The following is a 19,280-nucleotide window of genomic DNA, read 5'->3' as shown; positions in this document are numbered from 1 at the left end:
CATCTAAGTCTATTCATGCTTCATCTGTTCATAAAATATTGTTATATTTTAACGCTTGAATACAATTAATTCTTTTTACATATATCATTAGTATACCTATTTATTCCTTATATATTTATCAAAAAATATATTATTTTACCATCGCATCATTCTTTAAGATAGGGATCCTTTTAATCTCAGCTGTACCTAATTCTATTAAATTACATGTATTCTCTTTTGAATTTTGTGCTCTCCATAAACTGTTTTTATCTAAATGGTATTTCTCAGGAAACGCTAACCCTTCTGCAAGAGGTACTATCTCATAGATTTTTTTGTTATTTTTATAATATTTATTTATCCAAGTTGGTAAATATGAAACACCCTTCATGGTAATTTTGTCATCTTTCAAGTTCTTCTCCATGGTTACATTTACAATCATCCCATCTTCTGTATATCTATTTTTCAAAATTTCATATCTTTGATTCGATAAAAAATTTCCCATAGAATATACAACGATACTTTTCTTTTGATGTTCTCTAGATTCCATAAATGCAATGGGTTGTATTACATGGGGATGACTTCCAAATATAATGTCTACTCCAAAATCAGTCAAAGCTTGCGCCATTTTTTTCTGGTAATCATTCGGCTCTCTCTGGTACTCATTTCCCCAGTGTAAATAAAAAATGATGATTTCTACACCATCTTTTTTCATATTTTGAGTAATTTCTTCTATTTTTTTTAGTTCTTGGTCTATTTCATTATAATTAAAGGTATTAATACAGTTTTCTACTTCCTTAGGGATAATTAGTGAATTTAATGTTTTATGTTTTCCAAATTTAGGTGTTTCATAAGTATAAGCTGTAATACCAACTTTTACTCCTTTTATTTCCTTTATTATATAAGAAGGGATTATTTCATTTTCTTTTGTTCCTACTACATCTAAGCTTAATTTTTTTAATACATCTATTGTCCTATATACACCCTGCGCATTTTTATCGATCGTATGATTATTAGCGGTAGCAATTATATCAAATCCTGCATCTTTTATAGCTTCTCCTAATGCATCTGGAGAATTAAACTTAGGAAAACTTGAATAACCTTTATTTTCTCCAGCAAACGTAGTTTCTAAATTGCAAAGGGCAATATCAGATTGTGAAATATATGGCTTGATAAATTCAAAATTATTCTTGAAATTATATGCATTGCTTTTTTTATCATACTGTGCTCTTAATTGAGGGCCATGCACCATAATATCTCCCACTGCTGAAATGTTTATTTCGATTCGCTCAGGACGCTGTTGTTCTTTTTTCCCTATAGCTTCACATGTATTATCTGCCAGTACTTGCTGAATATTTTTTCCAATCGAACAAGCTACTAGTGATAATATGCTTACGAATATTAATAATACTATTTTCCTTTTCATATTACCCCACCCATTTTTTATTATTATTAGTAATATTTACTATAACCAGTATATCATCTATTGCCTAAAGTTGTATTGAAAGTTTGTTATACTTTTTTTCTTTCTAGGATAAAAAAATCAATTTTCAATGAATATTTTTAAAGGTTCAACAACAAGTTTTGTGATTGAATAAAATTGCCATAAATCACATTACCAATTTACTGGTAAAAAGGGTATGAAAAACCCTATAAAATAAGAAAAAAGCTTATAAAAAACGTAATAAAGTCGCATGAACACTAGGTTTATTGGTATAATTAGGTGAGAGCCAAATCAACCAAAAGGAAGTGTTATCATGCGACAAAGTTTAAACGAAATTAAAAATGTAATAGATAAACATGAATATACTATAGATAATATTATATGCGATATAATGAAAAAATTCAATTTTAAAACTATCTGTTGTCAATCTGGTGCTAGTACTATTAAAGCAGATGGATATAAAATATATCTTACCTGAAAATACAATGCAAGGTATTGAAGCAGTTTCTTTGGATATGAGCAGGAGTTATTGCTTTTATGTACTAGAATGTCTGCCTAATGCAAAGCCTGTAATAGATAGATTTCATATATCGCAGCATCTTCATAATTGTGTAGACGATGCAAGAAAGCACATTCAAAACTATATTCGCAAGTATGGTAAAAAAGATAAAGTATTACAGCTTCATTATCTCAAAGAAGAATTTAGGATATTCTTTGACCTTGCAACAAAGGAAAATGCTGCAGCGTTTCTGGATTGTATATCTTTACAGAGTATGTGTACGATTTATCACAATATTTATTGTTGAACCTCTTTTCTGCAAACCTCTGTCCAAACTTTTTTCAGAAAATAAACACTCCGCACGTATAGTTAAGGAGTGTTTATTTGATTTGCTTTCTTATATTAATTTAGACTACCTCAGATATCCTTAATATTACTAATATCTACGGCCTCCAAAGAATGGTGTAAACAGCCATAACCATGGTAAAAATCCGTATCCAGGTCCATATCCAGGTCCGTATCCAGGTCCATATCCAGGTCCGTATCCAGGTCCGTATCCAGGTCCATGTTTTGGTCTCCGTTTAGGATTCTGAGCATCTTCAACATCTATTGAATAATCATATACATTATTATCCATAAATCATTACCTCCTACTATTTTTAAGTTTATTTTTAAATCTACTATTAAGATATGCTTATGAGAAATTATTGTTACTTTATTTTCATTTGTAGTATGACAATATATTCACACAAGATAAAAGCACAAGAATAAAAAAACTTTAGATGTTAATATCAATGATGCTATTCTTACGGATAGTGAAATAATTACCATAAGTATTGTAGACGAACTACTTCCCATCGATTCAAAAAAAGCATGGTGGCACACCTCAAGGTGGTCCATCTGCCCCATTATCAAGTAATATTGTACTTGATGAACTTGGCAAAGAACTAGAAAAGCTAGGGCATAAACTCTGCTGCTATGTACATGGTACTAATATTTACGTCAAAAGTAAAAGAAGTGGAATACAAGTTTTTACAAGTATTACAAGATTTCTAAAGAAAAAGTTAAGATTAAAAGTAAATACTGAAAAAAGTGCAGTGCCATCTCCTATTAAAAGAAAATTCCTAGGATATGGCTTTTACTATGCAAAAGGTAGCATTAGATTTAGAGTTGATAATAAAAGTTATGAACATCTTAAAGAGCAGATTATAAATAGAAATACAGGTTGGGTAAACTGTTACAAACTAGCAGGATTAGGGATACCAAAATAGAAATCATGGCAATATGTAAATACACGAAAAGACTATTGAAGAATATCTAATAGTCCCATATTAAATAAAACCATAACTAATCAAAAGTTGATTAATCATGGTTTTAAAAGTTTATCCTCACAGTATAAGAAAATCATATTGTCCTAATGAACCGCCAAGTCCCGAACGGTCGGTAAATAAAATAATTATTTTCTTCCTCCTCGATTCCATTCATCTATTCATCCTCCTCATTTTCTATATTTATTGGTGTGTTACAGTGAAATGCTTTACTAAGTTTTTTAATAGCTCTTTTTTCTATTCTAGATACATATGAACGCGAAATTCCTAATAACTTTGCAATTTCTCTTTGTGTTTTACATCCACCATTCACTAAACCATATCTTAATTGTAAAACAGTGCACTCTCTGTTTTTTAAAATTTTTGCCATTTTATGATATAGCATTTTCACTTGAATTTTTAGTTCTACTTCATCGAGCACTTCATCTGTTTCCGTTCCTAAAATATCCATTAGTGATATTTCATTGCCATAAATAGTTTATCAACTTATTAGTATAGCCATTTTGTTAGTATTCTACACAATCTCCAGTTTTTTCATTCTGCTGAATGGGTTCTTTTATAATTTATATATTATAAAAGTTTTGGCAGTCTGCTATAACTTTAAAATCAGTTTTTGACAAACCAATAACGTTAATAGACAAATAAATTTGTAACGCTTATCCCACAACCTACATACCTTGTATTAGGACAAAGGAAAATAATAATCAAATTATAAAGGAGGCTTACCCTTATGGCTGATGCTCAATGTGGCGGAATTGGTGGTATCTTTGGTGGTTGCGATAGCAGTTTACTTTTCTTCTTCTTGTTATTAGTAATATTGTTCTGTGGCTGCGGTGGCTATGGTCGTTACTAAATTATTAGAAAGAATTGGGGGGCGTTCCCAATTCTTAATACATACTGCCATTTCATAAATTAGCCATTTATTGTAGTGCATTCTTTGATGACCAGGAGCAATGCTGGTCTATATATTTTCTTTTATTTCTTCTTAAATACTCCTTGAAACATAGGCTTGATTAAGGGTATATTTAGAACGTTATAACCGAAAGTACTTTTTTATTTTAAATAATTTTTGTAATAACCCCTCCTAAATTTACATATCATTCATAGTACGCTTTTTTCGATAATGAAGAATATGCGTTTAAAATTATTAGAGGGGGTTTTAAAATGTACAATTTTTATCAAAAACCAGTTAGAAAATTATTTTGTTCATCTGAAGAAATGCTTGAAGATATGATTATCCTTATGTATGATAATCTTGCGAGTGACGATCATGACTTTGTTTATACTTATGAGTATTAATATCTTTAGTTTTGCACAAATAAAGCCTTTATAAAATTATCCTTATCGCTGTTATGAAGCAATAGTAAATATAGCATCTTTTACTGATGTATTTTTCTCTACTTCTTGATCTAATGCGGTTTTGGAGAAAACAAGTTTTCCCAAGGAAAATCTTCTCAATCAAATACGAAGCTTTTTAAAACTAAGTTCTGATGTCCAAGGGGTCCCCGTGATAATCTTGTGCTTGAAGCCAACTACTATTAGCATATTTTAGCAGAGCACATGAGAACAGAGCTATGCCTAGAAGCATTAAAAAATGAATTAACGCGCCACCGACCTCCCAACGGTCTAATACACCATTCAGACCAAGGAAGTCAAGTGCGACAAGAAGTCGCGTAATATATTGTCGAAAGACTACCCTATCCATTCGGGGTAACTCTATCGTGACTAGCGTAGATGGTATGTTCCTCATGAAAGAGGTATCTAACTGTAAAGTGATGAAAAGACATAGAGGGCAGAAGAAAAGGATAAAAAGCGAATGCAGATTATGTAATGTAATCAGATAGAGGTTCAAAATTTTCCCTAACCCGAAAGGGTGCAGACTTATCCTATAGTATTTCTTGGTGGGAAAGGATTGTAAACTTATGAATTTTAGTAACTCAACGACGGACAAAACCGAGAGTCTAAAAGACACTGGATCACTTGCCAATCAATGGGAATCTATTAATTGGGACAAAATTAAAAATGATGTTAGCAAGTCAAGTATTTTCATACGTCAACAACACACTCTATCACTTACTACATCAATGGGCTAAGCATCGCCACCCAAACAAGAATAAATGGTGGAGATTGAACAAATACTGGCATGAAAAAGATTGCAAACCATGGGTATTCACGACAAATGACTATGCTCTCATAAACCTCAGGAGAATAAAAATTGTTAGACATCCGAAGTTAAAGATTTCAAAAAATCCTTTCTTAGATAAAAAATACTTTTATCTAAGAAAGATAAAACTTCACACGACCGTTGCCTCCTGAAAAGGTGAAGGAATGCTTGAGCCGTATGAGTTGGAAACTCTCACGTACGGTTCTTAGATGAGGGAGAGGGAGTAATCCCTTTTTCTTAATCGATTATTGCAGCGAAAATTATACAAAAGAACTTAAAAAGCATGGATTGATACGTAGTATAAGTAGAAAGGGCAATTGTTAGAACAATGCCTGTGCAGAGACATTCTTTAATACAATCAAATCTGAAAGATTACATCACAGAACTTACAAAGATATCAAAGAAGCAAGAATGGATATATTCTGGTATATCGAGAGTTTTTACAATAGAAATAGAAGGCATCAAGCTCTAGGAAATATTACACCAGTAGCATTTTTACAAAATTATTATGAGGAAAAAAGAGTAGCATAAGAGAGTGAATACCTTTATGCCGCGAAAGTCTCTTGATAATGAGTACATGGCATGATAGGCTTTTATGCCAAGCATCAACCATGCTCCGAAGCTATGCTACCTGTTCAGAATGGGTGATGCCTTGATGCATAAATATATGCCATGAGAGGCTCATTGTCAAGAGAACGGTGGAATAAATGGGTAGAAAATCAAAATCATGAGAGATCCTGCGAAAAACAAAGAAACTCTAACTCTAGAGTGTCCAATTTATCGAGAAAAGGTCATTATTCACAAGTTTCGACAACTTCCGTTTATTCCAATACAAGGTCATAGTTCATAGTATATATTAAAATATAAAATAATGATAAAGGATATGATGGCCATGTTATCTATTTTCAAACTTGAGAATATATTATTAACTTTGTACTATGCACCGGCAGAAATTATGATTATTTTGTTATATAAAATATTGGAACATAATTCAATATGAAAAGTTCTAGTAGGGAATATATATTTGTGCTGTTCGTTATATATTCCCTCTCTTAGATAGCAAATTATTTACCCCACGTCTTCTTCTTCTTAATTATTCCTTTCTCTCTTTTATATCTATATTTTCACATCTATCCTTCTGACGGCAATCTAAACATAGAATTTCAGATACACATATAATGTTTTCATTATGAAATTTAACTTTGCATCTATGCTTTTCCATAATCGATTGCACCTTCAATTATGTATTGCTGCACGTCTATATCTGCGCATAAATTCTTATAGCTGTCTATACAATCCAAATGTCATTCCCCTTTTAGCTCCTGTAGCATCCGTGTTATAAATTTGATAAAAATGGTTAAATTAATAATATAATCCTAATCAAGTTTACGTATAACAATTCTTTGCTGATTTTATGGGGATGATTTTTACTATTGTTGCAATATCGATGAAATCTATCTATTACTAAATCTAAGGGAGGTGATAACATGGTCTATGAAGCAATTGTAAAAAATCCATTTTTGAAAGGAGGTTAATTCATATGTTGCCTATCTTTTCTCAACAATTTATTGTCGGTGTTTTTCTTAATTGTATTGCAATATATATGGTAAAATATATTGATTCCATTATACAAAGAATACTTGAAAACAAAATACTTAACCAAATATTAATAACAATAAACGTGCTAACGCTAATTGCTGCAATTCTACTTATTGCTAACACAAATATCTATTAAACACAAAGATATATAATCTCTAAGCCCCACTCACTATAGATTCTTTAGTCATCATCCCCATACTTCATAAAAGATACACTTTTTAAAAAAACTTCAGTTCAGTTTGTTTAATTTTTTATTCCCATGTATTAAAAATTGTTATTTGGTAACAATCTCTATGTCGAGAATATGATGGTTCGGTATCTTTAGTCCCCCTTTAATAGCGAGCAATTTCATCATATTCTCGTTTTATTTATACAAACCTTATATTTAGTCTAAGTCCATTACTTCAAAATTTCTGCCTGTTTTATAATTCAATTTTTCACAAAAGATTTCTGCCCTTGCTTTAGAAGAATATTTTTTAATATTATTCCTTTTCAAAGCTATCCAAGGGTAATGTTTGCCTTGCACTACATATATTTTCCCTGCGTAATAATCTACTAAACTGTAAATTTAACGTATTATTCTTATTCTTTAACGCAAAAATACCGTAAAATTCATTTCTGAATAATATGGTATTTTGAATAAATTATTGCTTTTTTAATTGTGACGTGTTATCAACAAAATTATGAAGTAATCTTATCTCACATCTTTCTGTATATTTTCAAATTTATGCGAAACTAAACTTACTACACTATACACAAGTAGAAATATTCCTAAATCAATAAAAAGATTAGGTAGATTTAGTTTGTCGCTAAAAATATTATAAGAAAAACCTGAAATTAAATTAATTACTTTCACAATAAAGTAAGTTCCCAAAACTCTTCCAAATAATATTTTTTTCATTTATGCTGTCCTCCATTTGTCACATATTTTCCTAAAACTAAAGGAAATTATGACCTGCTACATTATACCATTTGTTAGAGTAGATCACAATATAGTAAATTTTACTTTTTCAATACCGTATTATTCAGTTTTCAAGGTTCAAATTTCAACGTTTTATTAATCTCTAGTCATGCACTAACCCTCAATTTAATGACTATTTTCTTCGTACATAACTATCTAATAATAATTCTATGGTGCTATGTTAATATCATTCACGTTAATATAGGTCACATTCACTAATGTAAAATTTATAATTAATGGTATAATATTGTACATATTCCTAAAAGGAGGTGATTTTAATGTCTATTCATGGAAATACTGATGAAATAGGATATACTGGAATACAAGGAATAGGCGGATGGCTATTATTTTTTACAATTACTGCAATAATTAGACCATTGTATATAGCATATGATACCTTTTCTACGTTCCTCCCTGTTCTCACTGGGGAAACATGGTATTCTCTAACGTCTCCTAGTAGTCTCTTTTACCATAGGTTATGGAAACCAATCATAATTTTTGAACTTGCTGCAAACATAATTTCTATCCTTCTAGCACTTGTAGCTTTGTTTTTACTTTTTAAAAAATCTAGATTTTTTATTAAAATGTGGTTATTTTGTGCTATCATCAGTATACTTTTCATTGGAATTGATATTATTTTATGCTCGCAAATTCCAGCATTAGGTAGAGAATCTTTTGAAGTATTATTTCATAGTTTGCTCCAAAGTATAGGTTACTTAACAATATGGGGACTTTATTTAAAGAAATCTAGTCGAGCAAAAAATACATTTATAAAATAATTGAGTTGCATTTAAGAGACTACATTAATTGGTAGTCTCTTTATGTCTCTCACAAAATCTTATTTTAACGGCTATTCTTCATAATATTCATATCCCACCATCTCCAAAACTCTTAATTAATATTAAAATTTATACCTAAGTTGATTCTTGATTTTTCTTTGATACTATAATATAATTTATATTAATTGGTTCAAATTCCATATATAAGGAGTATCATATGCTTAATATACTAAAAAACCACAAAGTTATTATTATAGCTCTATTTGTTGATCTTTTTTTATATTGGCTAGCATTTTACTCAAGCATTGTGCTACCAGTTATCAATCCAAGTGTTGAACAATATAGAATTCTAGTTGAACAAGGTACTAGCTTTCCACGAGATACAAACCAATGTTTTCTTTGGATGTATTTACAAATACCTATAACGCTTTATATTTTTGCTTATATTTTGAAATGCTTTTTAATCCGAAAAAAATCTTAAAACATATTGTATATCTTCCATACTCTCCGGTACTTTTCACTCTTATATTTTTCAAGCACTGTTGACAATAAATCATATTTCTTATTACAATCAAAGTGGTGCTTTTATTTCTTGTTTCGTTTTTGCAATCCATGGATTTTTAGCTGTTCCTGGTTCCCATTCCATATCTTCAATAAAAAGTATTTTGTATGGATCTATGTGATTTAGTTCATCAAACTTCTCTACTAATCTTAAAACAGTAGGTCTATACTGATAATTCTTAATCCAATGCTTATCCCCCAATCCACTTAAATAATCCAAAATAATTCCGTTTCTAGCCTTCACCTCAACCATTTCCTCTACAGGTATGTAGTTAAAAAACCTCTTTTACCTTTGTTCTCTTGCCATCGATCCCAATATTGTAAGGCTTTTTCTCCTGGTATCAAGTATCTTTTATTGTACATTTTCATGAAGCAGAGAACGAAAGTAACTTCTGTATTGTAATCTCTTTATTAATCGCTTGTCTATTTAATTCACAGATCTCTTGTGCTTCTGTAAATAACTTCTTCCAATCCATACCCTTTTGTGCAATGATGGTAGAGTATAAATAGTACAAGAGGATATGGTAATTACAAAACTGATGAAGCAAAAGAAAATGCAAAGCTACGTAAAGAATTAAGGGACGCTCAAGATGCATTAGAAATATTTAAAAAAGCAATCAGCATTCTGGGAAACTAACAGAAGCTCTCTTCATCGAAACATCCATCATGGAAGATGTAGTAAGTGAAGAATTTAACCCAGCTGAACCTAATGCTGTATGGTGTTCAGATATTACTTATCTTTGGACTTATGAAGGGTTTGTTTAACAAGTATCATGGACTTATATTCAAGAAAAATAATATCTTGGGTGCTTAGCAGCAAAATGGGTGGTGGAAGCCATAGAAAAGGCGAAAAAGGAACGAAACATAACTAAGCCATTAGTTATGCACAGCGATAGGGGGTGAAGTATACTTATAATTCCTATCAAAAGGCTACCAAAACATTCATAAATAGTTATTCAAAAAAAGCATATCTATGGAATAACGCTTGTATAGAGTCATTTCATGCATTGATTAAAAGAGAATGGCTAAATAGATTTAAAATTACAGACTATTATCATGCTTATAGATTAGCCTTTGAGTACATAGAAGCATTTTATAATACTGTAAGAATACATAGTCATTGTGGATATTTATAACCAAATCAATATGAAGCTACATATGAGAAAAAGCTAGGAAAGCTATATTTAAAAGTTAGTTAACATAATACGAAGAGTCATACTTGTAAAAATTCCTAATTTAACTTGCACTTTCTTGACATAGTACCACTTCATCAATGCAATATAATGTTTCATGTCCTGTTAAATCCCGCTCTGCTTGTCCACGCTTTTAGGCCCATTTCTCTTTATAGATTTTACTTAGATTTATTTCTATACCATCTACGTTCAATACCCCTGTAACCTCATGCTCTAGACCATGAATCGCGTTTCCGTTGATATCAAAAGTTGTTCTGTCCTTACTATCCTTATCAAATAGCAACCATGTAAAAGCATCAGCTATTGTTGTTTTTCCAGTTGCATTTTCACCTATAACATTTGTTTCTTTTCCAAAATTTATAGTTACATTCTTTAACCCTTTGAAATTCCTCAGCTTTAAGCTTTTTAATTGAATTAACATTTAATCTCCTCCAATTCTTCCATTCCGAACACTTGGCGCATAAACGGATTATAATTTTTTGTAATCTTTAATATCACAAGACCGTTTGCACCATGTTGTACAATATGACCTTTCATGTTAGTTCCTTTGATTTTGTATCTTTTTTTCATACTGTCACCTTCCCCATGCATCTTCTCATATTTAAAACAATTAACTTGTCTACCTCTTGAGCATCTCCCTTCTCATGGCTTGTACACTCTTTATTCAAAAGGGAATTTTTTATTAAACATCTTCTCCCTTTTCAATCAACTCATGGATAATAGCCCATCCTGCTTTGTGATACTCTTCTAAAATTCTATCTATTTCCTCTTTACTTTTAGGTTTTGGTGCTACTACATGGACTGTGGTATTGCCAAATTTATATGTTGCTGCATATTTTTCTTCTTCCATATCACCACCTCCACTAAAGACTATTAAAATAATGGGTTGTACTATGCTACAAATTTGATAACCATTTCTTTAACTATTGCTGAGTAAATTTCGAATATACGTTCTTGTATTGAAGACTTACATCATGATTGAATTTATGGCTAAGGAAAAAGGTATTTGGAAGATTGAGGGGAAAAGATGTTTGTATCTTTATAAATTGCCTTCGGTTTTTATTTATGAATAGGGAGGATGGGCTTTAATGAAAAACTACTTTCTAGTAACTTTCATTTTATTAATTTACAAGTGACTAATAGCCCATATAATGATAGAATATAAGTACAAATATTGTTTATTGTATTTTGAAAGGATGGTTATTATGGAAAATTTACTAAAAGAAATACTCAAAGAACTAAAAGAGTTTAAAAATCAAACCAATGAACGTCTTTCTAAACTAGACCAAGGTCAGCAAGAAATCAAAGACCATCTTATTCAACTTGATTCGCAAGATGCCGACAGACATATGGATACTTTCTCTAAAATCAAAACCATTGACAAAGATGTAAAGTTTATAAAACATAAACTTCATCAAACAGAAGAAGATGTATTTGATATAAAAGATCATTTAAAAGCCATCAAATAAGCTAAATATTTGTTTGGTTTATTTTTTTTCTACAATTCTCCATATTATCATAAAAAATATTGTATAATTTCATTCATGCTGCTGATTATTGCTACTATCCATCGTATTTTCACTATTACCTCGGAAATACTCTAAGATATCAATTCTATGATGAGCAATATTCCCCTACTTTTTATTTATGGTTAAAAATTATATAATAGAATTAATACAATTAGAAAAGGTGATTATATGGAAAGAGTTTGTATGTATCTAAGAAAATCTCGAGCAGATGAAGATGCCGAAAAACGTGGTGAAGGTGAAACGCTATCTAAGCACAGAAAAGCACTTCTTAAATTAGCTACGCATACTGGTTTGAACATTGTAAAAATACGTGAGGAAATCGTCTCTGGCGAAAGTTTGATGCACAGGCCAGAAATGCTAGAGCTTCTTAAAGAAGTAGAAGCAAAAAAATATGATGCGGTTCTCTGCATGGATATAGACCGTTTAGGTCGTGGTAATATGCAAGAGCAAGGATTGATCTTAGAAACGTTTAAGAAGGCAAATACGAAGATTATTACATCGCGCAAGATTTATGATCTAGATGATGAATTTGACGAAGAATACAGCGAATTTGAAGCCTTTATGGCTAGAAAAGAATTGAAGATTATAAATCGTAGATTACAATCTGGCCGTATTCGTTCTATCGAAGAAGGAAACTACATCTCGCCCCTTCCTCCGTATGGATATGAGATACATTATACTGATAAACATCGGACCCTTACACCACATCCTGAACAAGCTGACATTGTAAAAATGATATTTGATTTATATACAGAGCATGGATTGGGTTGTAATAAAATAGCAAATAAATTGAATGAACTTGGTCATAAAACATATGCAGGGAAAGATTGGTCTGGCTCTTCTACACTAACTATAATTAAAAATCCAGTGTATGCAGGTAAAATTACTTGGAAGAAAAAAGAGATTAAGAAATCATCTGATCCCAATAAAGTAAAAGATACTAGAACACGATCAAAAGATGATTGGATCATTGCAAATGGAAAACATGAAGCTTTAATATCTATGGAAATATTTCAAAGAGCACAAGAAATATTACAAAATAAGTACCACGTACCCTACCAATTAGAAAAGAGGATTACAAATCCATTAGCAGGATTAATACGCTGCAATAATTGTAATGCTTCTATGATACTCCGACCTTATAAAACAAAAGATTCTCAAATTATGTGTTATTCGAATTGTGGAAATAAAAGTAGCAAATTAAAATACATTGAAGCACGTTTAATTGATGGATTAAGCCAATGGTTAGAACAATATAAGGCTCAATGGAATAGCGAAAAACAAAGCAAAAAGAATGTAGACACTTCTTCATCTATTCACAAAAAAGTGCTTGAACATTTAGAAAAAGAAATCGTGGAATTAGAAAAACAAAATGGGAACCTTCATGATCTATTGGAGCGTGGCATCTATGATATAGATACATATTTAGAAAGATCTCAAAATTTAGCCGATAGAATAGAAAGTACAAAGCTTACAATAAAAAAAGCAAAAGTAGATCTAGTGCAAGAAATAAAAAGAGAAAAAGTGCAACATGATATTATTCCAAAAATAGAAAAAGTGCTGGATACATATTCTCGTACAGATGATCCAGCAAAGAAAAATACTCTTCTTAAAAGTGTACTTGCTTATGCAGTTTATCGTAAAGAAAAAGATCAAAGAAATGATCAATTTACATTAATTTTATATCCTAAACTACCTCAATGATAGCAATGTATATCTCTTTTTGTCGATAACCCATCAGAGGTAATTCATTACCCTCTTTGTCAATACCAATAGGATCTTGTAATGAAACTTCATTTTTAATTTTTTTACTTGAACGAATTGTCATAAGTATTTCATTTGCTATAGTAACATTACGGAAACATTTTATCATCGGCATAGTATAGCCACTTTAAAGGCGATGTCCGATTTAAATTCTATTGGCGGTAGAATTAAATACTATAGATTGGTACATGGTTTTTCACAGGAAAAAATTTCTACCAAAGCTACTATAGACGTATGTACTCTTAAAAGATATGAAAATAATCAAGTTATTCATTCCCTGGATATATGTAATAAGATCGCCACTGTATTAAATATTGATCCTTTTCTAATCTATGATGATTATTTGTCCTTCATTGCTTGCGACTATGGTAATAAAATAAAAATTGCTCGTAATAAAATGAAACTTACTCAGAAAGATTTGGGTGATCTCCTAAGTGTTCATAGAAAGACTGTTACTCGCTGGGAAAAAGAAATAACATTCCCTCTTAGAGAACACTTTAAAAAGTTTAAAAAGTATTTGTAATACGTATAAGTTCATGTGATATTTTGGGTAGCACATGAACTTTTTATACATTATGCTATATTAGTTTTGGAAATGAGCTTATGAATCTGGTATATCAGTTGTCATAGTTAAAGTATTTTAAAACATGGTCTATCATATAAATAATCACCCCTTCCATCTAAAAAATACATACGATTATGTAACACTTATCCTACAACCTACATACCTTGTATTAGAACAAAAGAAAATAATAATTAAATTATAAAGGAGGCTTACCCTTATGGCTGATAAACAATGTGGTGGAATTGGTGGTATCTTTGGTGGCTGTGATAGTAGTTTACTTTTCTTCTTCTTACTATTAGTAGTATTGTTCTGTATGCCTTTCTATGGTGGATATGGCTGCTGATCAAAAAAAAAGAATTGGGAATGGAACTCCCAATTCTTAATACATACCACAATTTCATAAATTAGCCATTTATTGTAGTGCCTTCTTTGATGACCAGGAGCAATCCTGGTCTATATATTTGTAGAAAATTATAAACAACAGAAAATCATTTCTGCCCTATTTCTGTTTCATATGGCCAATCTATAATACCACCTAGATCAAATACATCTGTATAGCCCATCTCTATTAACTTTTCTGATGCAATACGACTTCTTCTTCCGCTTCTGCAATAAACAAATATGATAGTATTTTTATCTGATATTTTTTCTTCAATCTGTTCCTCTATCTCATCCACAGGTATCAATAAACTATTAGGTATATGCTTTTCTGCATATTCCTCCTTTGTCCTTACATCTAATAATATAATTCCTTCTTCTTTATCAAGCCTTTCTTTAGCATCAGAAGGTTTTATTATTTTATATTCTACATCCTGCGATACACTTTCTTCATGTTCAATTTTTGCATCATTAACATTTTGACATGCTGTTAAACCAAAAGTCAGAAATACTATTATAAGCAAAGTCATAATACATTTATTTCTAGATATCATTTAATCCCTCCTAATATTGTTTCTTCTATTTTATCATTATTATTCCCATTTATAATATTTTGTTTTATTCAAATAATGCATATGTTCACTTTTGTTGGAAATACTTCATAATAATTATGATACTAAGGAGAATGTTATGGTGCTTACTAAATAAACATATAAAAGAAACGTTTCTACGAATGCTTTACTAGGGATTCTTTTTATATTGATGATGGGAGATTATATCCTTACTTATTTAGGAATGCATACTTTTGGTGTGGTTGAAGAAGCAAACTATCTTATGGTATGGATCATGGGATTTGGATTGAAAATTATTTAGTATCTATCTCATATATCTCCTGAATAAATACAGCATTTCTACAAAAACTATTTATGAGGTGACTATTAATGAAAAAATCATGCAGAAGAAATGTAGGTAATATTGATAGAGCAGTTAGAATTGTTTTAGGCTCATTATTAATTGCTGAAGGGATATTTGGATATTGTATTGGCTATGATTTGTTTGATTTGTCAACCTCTAGGTGTAAAAAATAGGGTGGGATGTACCTACCCTATTAACAATTTCTATACATATCCATCAATCATCTCTACTTCATCTTGCATCTTTTTTGAATTCTTCTATCTGTACAAAGTACACTTACATACTTTAATGAATATACTTAATTTGTAAGCTAATTTTGTATTGAAAGGAGACTAACAATGTCTGAAAATTTATCCCAAGGTTATTCCAATTATTCTGAGGATTTTGAATATAACAACCCTTACGCTCACTCTTCCCACCCCTCTAATTTATTAATGACGGTTCAAAATTGTGAAGCTACTTGTGAACATATGACTACCTTCTTAAAATGTAGAAAGGATATTCAATCAAGAGTAATACAACTTCAATTATTACGTGATTGTGCAGATATTTGTACTTTAACTGCAAAATATATTGCACGTAATAGTGGATTTTCAAAATGTATTGCTAATTTATGTGCATATATTTGTGAAATTTGCGGAACAGAATGTTCAAAATTTCCTGACCCAGAATCACAAAATTGTGCTCAAGTTTGTTTACATTGTGCAAGAGAGTGCCGAGCTTTTGCAATGATCCCATAGGATTTTAAATCTTACTTTAGTATCCTCCAAAAATCAAAATAAACCTTGGGATTCACTCCCAAGGTTTTCTATTTGTAATTCATATAATCATGCATTAACCATAAAGTTTATCAAACAGTCTTTATTCAAAAATAAAAAACAGAAGCTCCTACATCTTTATTTTACTAGTTAATCTTTTTCAATACCTATCGCTTGTATTGCGCCCATAGGACAAAATTTAACACACTTTTTACAATTTATGCATTTACTATAATCTATAGTCGGAGCTTTATATCCTTCTTGAATAATTGCACCTACAGGACATACCTTAATAGAAGGACAACGATGGTTTTGAGGACATTTAGCTTCATTTACAATGATTTTCAATTTAATCCCTCCAAATTCATCTCATATTTTACGCCCCCCATACAAGGGGTTAGATATATTATAAAAGAATATATTCAAATTGTCAAATAAAAAGAGCAGGAGTCTAAGCCCCTGCTTCCCTATCTCATCTGCTCTGATGTCCTATTTTCATATCCATGATCATGTTCATCTACAAAGCCTGTTCTACCTCTCATCAAGTGTACGTGTCCTCCATGTACATGTATTGCAGGTCCTGTATATCCACTATATTCATGTCTATGCTGGTCATTTACTGTTGTATATCCTTGATAATAGTGGATATGGCTCCCATAGGCAGGTATACTTTTGCTTGTATCCCCACTATACTTATGAGTATGTCTATCGTCTAATGTTGTAACCCCTTGATATCTATGAAAATGACTCATTTGCTGATACTCGCACCAGTTATGATAATCGTTATATCCATAATAGTTATACATTTCTTTCTCCTTTCGAACATAGCATATATTCCTATTACCTATTTCAATATATTCATGACAAGAACGCTTGTTACAAAAAGAGGATTAATTTGTGCATAAAAAAGCAGGGGCCTAAGCCCCTGTATCTAATAATTCATTATAATTAATTCATTATATTTTTTTCTTGCTGTACTCTCTTTGCTAACTGAATACCCTACCTGTGTTTCTATAATTTAAAAATCTTTATACCATTCTCTTACTTTTGTATGGCCATTGATAGTTAATAGAAACTTTCCTTTTATATTTTGTAGTATTTCACATAACCTTGTGTGATCTTCTTCTGTAAATGGATTTTTGTATCCGCAAGTCTCAAAATATGGTGGATCACAGAAAAAGAATGTACGCTCTCTCTCATACCTCTTAAAGATTTCTTCAAAAGAAAGGTTCTCGATATATGTATTTCTCAATCTTTCCTTAACATCTTTTAGATGTCCTGTAGCAAATATTTGTAGATTTGGTCTACTTGTCGTTCCGTAGCCAAAGTGATTACCTTTGCTTGCAAAACTTTGTGACAATATATATATAAATCTAGTTGCCTTTTGGATATCTGTTAAGGCTTCAGGAAGTAAATTCATATATTCATTAAAAAGATCCCTTGAACATACTTCATATTGAAGCAATCTTGCTATTTCAGCTTTATGGTATTTTATCATTTTAAAGAGATTAACTATCTCTTTATCTACATCATTAATAACTTCTACATTTGATTTTTCCTTTCCAAAGAAAACCCATCCAGCACCAAAAACGCTTCACAGTAACATGTGTGCTCTGGAATTAATTCTATCATCTGTTTTCTTAATCTTGATTTCCCTCCCATGCGTGAAATAGTTGGTTTTAACATATCTATCACTCCTTCGATGTTTAATCAAAATTACTGTTTTTCTTCTTTCTTATTTTCAATCTGTGTTTTCGTAAAGAAAAAAGCTGTAATAGCCGAAATGCTGCTTACAAATACGGTGATAATCGTATTTACTACATCATTATTATCTTTGAAAATAAATAATGCAGCTGCTAAAATAATTAGCACTGCAAATGCAAATACATACTCAAACTTAAGCTTTGTTAAAAATTCTTTCATGCCATTTCCCTCCTATAAATTTTGTATATACCAAATAAAAAAACCTAGCAATGTAGTACCACTCAACATTACTAGAGCCTTGATCCAGCTTGTTAGATTATCTAATTTTTCTATCAAACTTGTAATTTTCTCACCTGTTTGTGCCTCATGAATCTCTAACTGGCGGATCCTGTTTGCATGATTATCTAGTCGATGAACTATTTCTTCGTGTCTTTCACATACCATAAGTAGCACCTACTTTCTATTTCGTAATATTATTGATCATGTTAAGCACTGCCCATACCTCTATAGGTTCAGTCAGCTTATTCTTCCAGTAGTTAGGACTGTTAACAACCCCTTTTTGAACAAGCTCCTTTAATGATTTTTCTCCAGATTCAACTCTCCAATCTTTCTTTTTTTCGGAGTTATTGATCATTTCTACAATCATTTCCTTTTTTACACTTGTACCTGGACAAGTTTTATTTGCATATTCTCTATGGAATATTAATCTTTCTGTTTTGAAAATATCAAATAGTCCCTTAATCAATTTCACTACTGTTTCCAGCTGTACTCCTTCTAGTTTCTCTCTTCCAGTATCAAAGTCACCTATCATTTCAATGGCTATACCATAGCTATTGTGATCTTTAATGCTTGCAGGAATGTTGTTTACAGGTCTGCCATCCCATACTGTTCCATCTGGTGCAAGCGATATATGTTGCCCTATATCACTCCATTTTAAAGTCTTCGTGTGATACTGCCACATTCCCCATATTACCTTCTCCTTATTCTTAGCAGATATGTACCCTTTCTTAGTAGGCTTCCATGTATGGTGAAGATGTACCTCTGTAATTTTTCTTGACAACTTCAAAGATCTTAAATATTTTAAGTATTCTTGTACTGTATACTGTTTAAATCTTCTCATTTTATTTCTCCCTTCGTGTTTTTATCAAATAAAAAAAAGACCA

Annotated in this window: 31 protein-coding genes and 1 pseudogene; 15 read left to right on the top strand and 17 right to left on the bottom strand. The window is 31.0% G+C overall.

Features of this window, described 5'->3' with window-relative positions; all coding sequences use genetic code 11:
* Positions 1–130 precede the first annotated feature (130 nt).
* Positions 131–1,402, bottom strand: a complete 1,272-nt coding sequence (locus EV214_RS03970) for a CapA family protein (protein WP_132242925.1) — start codon at positions 1,400–1,402, stop codon at positions 131–133.
* A gap of 449 nt (positions 1,403–1,851) precedes the next feature.
* Here EV214_RS03970 and EV214_RS03965 point away from each other — a divergent pair, with 449 nt between their 5' ends.
* Entirely contained in the window at positions 1,852–2,226 is a 375-nt protein-coding gene (locus EV214_RS03965; protein WP_165916212.1) for a transposase, read from the top strand.
* 129 nt (positions 2,227–2,355) lie between these two features.
* Here EV214_RS03965 and EV214_RS03960 read toward each other — a convergent pair whose 3' ends face one another.
* Positions 2,356–2,556, bottom strand: a complete 201-nt coding sequence (locus EV214_RS03960) for a hypothetical protein (protein ID WP_132242921.1) — start codon at positions 2,554–2,556, stop codon at positions 2,356–2,358.
* A 223-nt stretch (positions 2,557–2,779) separates the two neighbouring features.
* Here EV214_RS03960 and EV214_RS19610 point away from each other — a divergent pair, with 223 nt between their 5' ends.
* A complete protein-coding gene (locus tag EV214_RS19610) occupies positions 2,780–3,190 on the top strand; it encodes a reverse transcriptase domain-containing protein (protein ID WP_207669619.1) in 411 nt (136 codons plus the stop codon).
* Positions 3,191–3,404: 214 nt separating this feature from the next.
* Here EV214_RS19610 and EV214_RS03940 read toward each other — a convergent pair whose 3' ends face one another.
* Positions 3,405–3,698: a sigma-70 family RNA polymerase sigma factor gene (locus EV214_RS03940; protein WP_132242919.1), complete on the bottom strand. Its 294-nt coding sequence runs from the start codon at positions 3,696–3,698 to the stop codon at positions 3,405–3,407.
* A gap of 279 nt (positions 3,699–3,977) precedes the next feature.
* On the opposite strand from EV214_RS03940, the gene EV214_RS19320 reads away from it, so the two are divergent.
* From EV214_RS19320 to EV214_RS03915, 5 genes and pseudogenes are all read left to right on the top strand, one after another.
* Positions 3,978–4,100 carry a hypothetical protein gene (locus EV214_RS19320; protein WP_279233102.1) on the top strand — a complete coding sequence of 41 codons (123 nt, stop codon included), beginning with the start codon at positions 3,978–3,980 and terminating at the stop codon, positions 4,098–4,100.
* A gap of 311 nt (positions 4,101–4,411) precedes the next feature.
* Positions 4,412–4,546 carry a hypothetical protein gene (locus EV214_RS19315; RefSeq protein WP_279233101.1) on the top strand — a complete coding sequence of 45 codons (135 nt, stop codon included), beginning with the start codon at positions 4,412–4,414 and terminating at the stop codon, positions 4,544–4,546.
* A gap of 723 nt (positions 4,547–5,269) precedes the next feature.
* A complete protein-coding gene (locus tag EV214_RS19605; RefSeq protein WP_132242917.1) occupies positions 5,270–5,563 on the top strand; it encodes a group II intron maturase-specific domain-containing protein in 294 nt (97 codons plus the stop codon).
* A 94-nt stretch (positions 5,564–5,657) separates the two neighbouring features.
* Positions 5,658–5,942: pseudogene (locus EV214_RS03920) on the top strand (integrase core domain-containing protein); the annotation flags it as partial.
* A gap of 1,009 nt (positions 5,943–6,951) precedes the next feature.
* Entirely contained in the window at positions 6,952–7,146 is a 195-nt protein-coding gene (locus EV214_RS03915; protein ID WP_132242915.1) for a hypothetical protein, read from the top strand.
* Between the two features lie 558 nt (positions 7,147–7,704).
* Here the strand turns inward: EV214_RS03915 and EV214_RS03910 are convergent.
* Complete coding sequence (locus EV214_RS03910) at positions 7,705–7,911, bottom strand: hypothetical protein (RefSeq protein ID WP_132242913.1); 207 nt, start codon at positions 7,909–7,911, stop codon at positions 7,705–7,707.
* Positions 7,912–8,249: 338 nt separating this feature from the next.
* Between EV214_RS03910 and EV214_RS03905 the strand changes: the two genes are divergently transcribed.
* Positions 8,250–8,750 (top strand): DUF2569 family protein, encoded by a 501-nt coding sequence (locus tag EV214_RS03905; RefSeq protein ID WP_132242911.1) that lies wholly within the window; start codon positions 8,250–8,252, stop codon positions 8,748–8,750.
* A 571-nt stretch (positions 8,751–9,321) separates the two neighbouring features.
* On the opposite strand, the gene EV214_RS03900 is transcribed toward EV214_RS03905, so the two are convergent.
* Complete coding sequence (locus EV214_RS03900; protein WP_165916211.1) at positions 9,322–9,555, bottom strand: hypothetical protein; 234 nt, start codon at positions 9,553–9,555, stop codon at positions 9,322–9,324.
* A gap of 655 nt (positions 9,556–10,210) precedes the next feature.
* Here EV214_RS03900 and EV214_RS19600 point away from each other — a divergent pair.
* Positions 10,211–10,447 (top strand): integrase core domain-containing protein, encoded by a 237-nt coding sequence (locus tag EV214_RS19600; protein ID WP_132242907.1) that lies wholly within the window; start codon positions 10,211–10,213, stop codon positions 10,445–10,447.
* A gap of 190 nt (positions 10,448–10,637) precedes the next feature.
* On the opposite strand, the gene EV214_RS03885 is transcribed toward EV214_RS19600, so the two are convergent.
* From EV214_RS03885 to EV214_RS03880, 3 genes are all read right to left on the bottom strand, one after another.
* Positions 10,638–10,925, bottom strand: coding sequence for an ATP-binding protein (locus EV214_RS03885; protein WP_243116543.1), 288 nt, complete (start codon positions 10,923–10,925; stop codon positions 10,638–10,640).
* Positions 10,919–11,074 (bottom strand): hypothetical protein, encoded by a 156-nt coding sequence (locus EV214_RS18630; RefSeq protein WP_165916209.1) that lies wholly within the window; start codon positions 11,072–11,074, stop codon positions 10,919–10,921. Before EV214_RS18630 ends, EV214_RS03885 begins: the two co-directional genes overlap by 7 nt.
* Positions 11,075–11,186: 112 nt before the next feature.
* The gene (locus tag EV214_RS03880; RefSeq protein ID WP_132242905.1) at positions 11,187–11,354 is read right to left on the bottom strand and encodes a cell division protein FtsZ; all 168 of its coding nucleotides are present in this window, start codon (positions 11,352–11,354) and stop codon (positions 11,187–11,189) included.
* A gap of 355 nt (positions 11,355–11,709) precedes the next feature.
* On the opposite strand from EV214_RS03880, the gene EV214_RS03875 reads away from it, so the two are divergent.
* Entirely contained in the window at positions 11,710–11,973 is a 264-nt protein-coding gene (locus EV214_RS03875) for a hypothetical protein (protein ID WP_132242903.1), read from the top strand.
* A gap of 228 nt (positions 11,974–12,201) precedes the next feature.
* A complete protein-coding gene (locus EV214_RS03870) occupies positions 12,202–13,737 on the top strand; it encodes a recombinase family protein (RefSeq protein WP_132242901.1) in 1,536 nt (511 codons plus the stop codon).
* Here the strand turns inward: EV214_RS03870 and EV214_RS19480 are convergent.
* Positions 13,721–13,912 carry a hypothetical protein gene (locus tag EV214_RS19480; protein WP_330571247.1) on the bottom strand — a complete coding sequence of 64 codons (192 nt, stop codon included), beginning with the start codon at positions 13,910–13,912 and terminating at the stop codon, positions 13,721–13,723. The genes EV214_RS03870 and EV214_RS19480 overlap by 17 nt on opposite strands.
* A gap of 21 nt (positions 13,913–13,933) precedes the next feature.
* Here EV214_RS19480 and EV214_RS03860 point away from each other — a divergent pair, with 21 nt between their 5' ends.
* A complete protein-coding gene (locus tag EV214_RS03860) occupies positions 13,934–14,320 on the top strand; it encodes a helix-turn-helix transcriptional regulator (protein ID WP_132242899.1) in 387 nt (128 codons plus the stop codon).
* A 259-nt stretch (positions 14,321–14,579) separates the two neighbouring features.
* The gene (locus tag EV214_RS19310; RefSeq protein ID WP_279233100.1) at positions 14,580–14,705 is read left to right on the top strand and encodes a hypothetical protein; all 126 of its coding nucleotides are present in this window, start codon (positions 14,580–14,582) and stop codon (positions 14,703–14,705) included.
* Between the two features lie 145 nt (positions 14,706–14,850).
* Here EV214_RS19310 and EV214_RS03855 read toward each other — a convergent pair whose 3' ends face one another.
* A complete protein-coding gene (locus EV214_RS03855; RefSeq protein WP_243116542.1) occupies positions 14,851–15,294 on the bottom strand; it encodes a rhodanese-like domain-containing protein in 444 nt (147 codons plus the stop codon).
* Between the two features lie 387 nt (positions 15,295–15,681).
* Here EV214_RS03855 and EV214_RS03850 point away from each other — a divergent pair, with 387 nt between their 5' ends.
* Both EV214_RS03850 and EV214_RS03845 read left to right on the top strand, forming a co-directional pair.
* Positions 15,682–15,828 carry a YgaP family membrane protein gene (locus EV214_RS03850; RefSeq protein ID WP_132242897.1) on the top strand — a complete coding sequence of 49 codons (147 nt, stop codon included), beginning with the start codon at positions 15,682–15,684 and terminating at the stop codon, positions 15,826–15,828.
* A gap of 165 nt (positions 15,829–15,993) precedes the next feature.
* Positions 15,994–16,395 (top strand): four-helix bundle copper-binding protein, encoded by a 402-nt coding sequence (locus tag EV214_RS03845; RefSeq protein ID WP_207669617.1) that lies wholly within the window; start codon positions 15,994–15,996, stop codon positions 16,393–16,395.
* 168 nt (positions 16,396–16,563) lie between these two features.
* On the opposite strand, the gene EV214_RS03840 is transcribed toward EV214_RS03845, so the two are convergent.
* The 7 genes from EV214_RS03840 to EV214_RS03815 all read right to left on the bottom strand — a co-directional run bounded on the left by EV214_RS03840 (position 16,564) and on the right by EV214_RS03815 (position 19,237).
* The gene (locus tag EV214_RS03840) at positions 16,564–16,761 is read right to left on the bottom strand and encodes a 4Fe-4S binding protein (protein WP_132242895.1); all 198 of its coding nucleotides are present in this window, start codon (positions 16,759–16,761) and stop codon (positions 16,564–16,566) included.
* 119 nt (positions 16,762–16,880) lie between these two features.
* A complete protein-coding gene (locus EV214_RS03835) occupies positions 16,881–17,219 on the bottom strand; it encodes a YmaF family protein (protein WP_207669616.1) in 339 nt (112 codons plus the stop codon).
* Between the two features lie 212 nt (positions 17,220–17,431).
* Positions 17,432–17,950 carry a DNA adenine methylase gene (locus EV214_RS03830; protein WP_330571251.1) on the bottom strand — a complete coding sequence of 173 codons (519 nt, stop codon included), beginning with the start codon at positions 17,948–17,950 and terminating at the stop codon, positions 17,432–17,434.
* Positions 17,951–17,955: 5 nt separating this feature from the next.
* Positions 17,956–18,099: a hypothetical protein gene (locus EV214_RS19475; RefSeq protein ID WP_330571246.1), complete on the bottom strand. Its 144-nt coding sequence runs from the start codon at positions 18,097–18,099 to the stop codon at positions 17,956–17,958.
* A 30-nt stretch (positions 18,100–18,129) separates the two neighbouring features.
* On the bottom strand, positions 18,130–18,336 hold the full coding sequence (locus tag EV214_RS03825) for a hypothetical protein (protein WP_132242893.1): 207 nt from the start codon (positions 18,334–18,336) through the stop codon (positions 18,130–18,132).
* 12 nt (positions 18,337–18,348) lie between these two features.
* Positions 18,349–18,561, bottom strand: a complete 213-nt coding sequence (locus EV214_RS03820) for a hemolysin XhlA family protein (protein ID WP_132242891.1) — start codon at positions 18,559–18,561, stop codon at positions 18,349–18,351.
* Positions 18,562–18,577: 16 nt separating this feature from the next.
* A complete protein-coding gene (locus EV214_RS03815) occupies positions 18,578–19,237 on the bottom strand; it encodes a peptidoglycan recognition protein family protein (RefSeq protein WP_132242889.1) in 660 nt (219 codons plus the stop codon).
* Between the last annotated feature and the right edge of the window lie 43 nt (positions 19,238–19,280).

Origin of the sequence: Marinisporobacter balticus (assembly GCF_004345705.1) — a bacterium.
GTDB lineage: Bacteria > Bacillota > Clostridia > Peptostreptococcales > Thermotaleaceae > Marinisporobacter > Marinisporobacter balticus.
The sequence above is the reverse complement of the archived record's forward strand: the minus strand, read 5'-3'. Positions and strand labels throughout refer to the sequence as shown.

Bases quoted from the DNA above. Each gene is read 5' to 3' on its own strand.
- EV214_RS19605 (WP_132242917.1), top strand. From the start codon at position 5,270: ATGATGTTAGCAAGTCAAGTATTTTCATACGTCAACAACACACTCTAT.
- EV214_RS03970 (WP_132242925.1), bottom strand. From the start codon at position 1,402: ATGAAAAGGAAAATAGTATTATTAATATTCGTAAGCATATTATCACTA.
- EV214_RS19315 (WP_279233101.1), top strand. From the start codon at position 4,412: ATGTACAATTTTTATCAAAAACCAGTTAGAAAATTATTTTGTTCATCT.
- EV214_RS03885 (WP_243116543.1), bottom strand. From the start codon at position 10,925: ATGTTAATTCAATTAAAAAGCTTAAAGCTGAGGAATTTCAAAGGGTTA.
- EV214_RS03855 (WP_243116542.1), bottom strand. From the start codon at position 15,294: ATGATATCTAGAAATAAATGTATTATGACTTTGCTTATAATAGTATTT.
- EV214_RS03845 (WP_207669617.1), top strand. From the start codon at position 15,994: ATGTCTGAAAATTTATCCCAAGGTTATTCCAATTATTCTGAGGATTTT.
- EV214_RS03835 (WP_207669616.1), bottom strand. From the start codon at position 17,219: ATGTATAACTATTATGGATATAACGATTATCATAACTGGTGCGAGTAT.
- EV214_RS03960 (WP_132242921.1), bottom strand. From the start codon at position 2,556: ATGGATAATAATGTATATGATTATTCAATAGATGTTGAAGATGCTCAG.
- EV214_RS03910 (WP_132242913.1), bottom strand. From the start codon at position 7,911: ATGAAAAAAATATTATTTGGAAGAGTTTTGGGAACTTACTTTATTGTG.
- EV214_RS03820 (WP_132242891.1), bottom strand. From the start codon at position 18,561: ATGGTATGTGAAAGACACGAAGAAATAGTTCATCGACTAGATAATCAT.
- EV214_RS03825 (WP_132242893.1), bottom strand. From the start codon at position 18,336: ATGAAAGAATTTTTAACAAAGCTTAAGTTTGAGTATGTATTTGCATTT.
- EV214_RS03880 (WP_132242905.1), bottom strand. From the start codon at position 11,354: ATGGAAGAAGAAAAATATGCAGCAACATATAAATTTGGCAATACCACA.
- EV214_RS19475 (WP_330571246.1), bottom strand. From the start codon at position 18,099: ATGTTAAAACCAACTATTTCACGCATGGGAGGGAAATCAAGATTAAGA.
- EV214_RS03915 (WP_132242915.1), top strand. From the start codon at position 6,952: ATGTTGCCTATCTTTTCTCAACAATTTATTGTCGGTGTTTTTCTTAAT.
- EV214_RS19310 (WP_279233100.1), top strand. From the start codon at position 14,580: ATGGCTGATAAACAATGTGGTGGAATTGGTGGTATCTTTGGTGGCTGT.
- EV214_RS19480 (WP_330571247.1), bottom strand. From the start codon at position 13,912: ATGCCGATGATAAAATGTTTCCGTAATGTTACTATAGCAAATGAAATA.
- EV214_RS03870 (WP_132242901.1), top strand. From the start codon at position 12,202: ATGGAAAGAGTTTGTATGTATCTAAGAAAATCTCGAGCAGATGAAGAT.
- EV214_RS03850 (WP_132242897.1), top strand. From the start codon at position 15,682: ATGAAAAAATCATGCAGAAGAAATGTAGGTAATATTGATAGAGCAGTT.
- EV214_RS18630 (WP_165916209.1), bottom strand. From the start codon at position 11,074: ATGAAAAAAAGATACAAAATCAAAGGAACTAACATGAAAGGTCATATT.
- EV214_RS03940 (WP_132242919.1), bottom strand. From the start codon at position 3,698: ATGGATATTTTAGGAACGGAAACAGATGAAGTGCTCGATGAAGTAGAA.
- EV214_RS03860 (WP_132242899.1), top strand. From the start codon at position 13,934: ATGTCCGATTTAAATTCTATTGGCGGTAGAATTAAATACTATAGATTG.
- EV214_RS19320 (WP_279233102.1), top strand. From the start codon at position 3,978: ATGGCTGATGCTCAATGTGGCGGAATTGGTGGTATCTTTGGTGGTTGC.
- EV214_RS03905 (WP_132242911.1), top strand. From the start codon at position 8,250: ATGTCTATTCATGGAAATACTGATGAAATAGGATATACTGGAATACAA.
- EV214_RS03815 (WP_132242889.1), bottom strand. From the start codon at position 19,237: ATGAGAAGATTTAAACAGTATACAGTACAAGAATACTTAAAATATTTA.
- EV214_RS03875 (WP_132242903.1), top strand. From the start codon at position 11,710: ATGGAAAATTTACTAAAAGAAATACTCAAAGAACTAAAAGAGTTTAAA.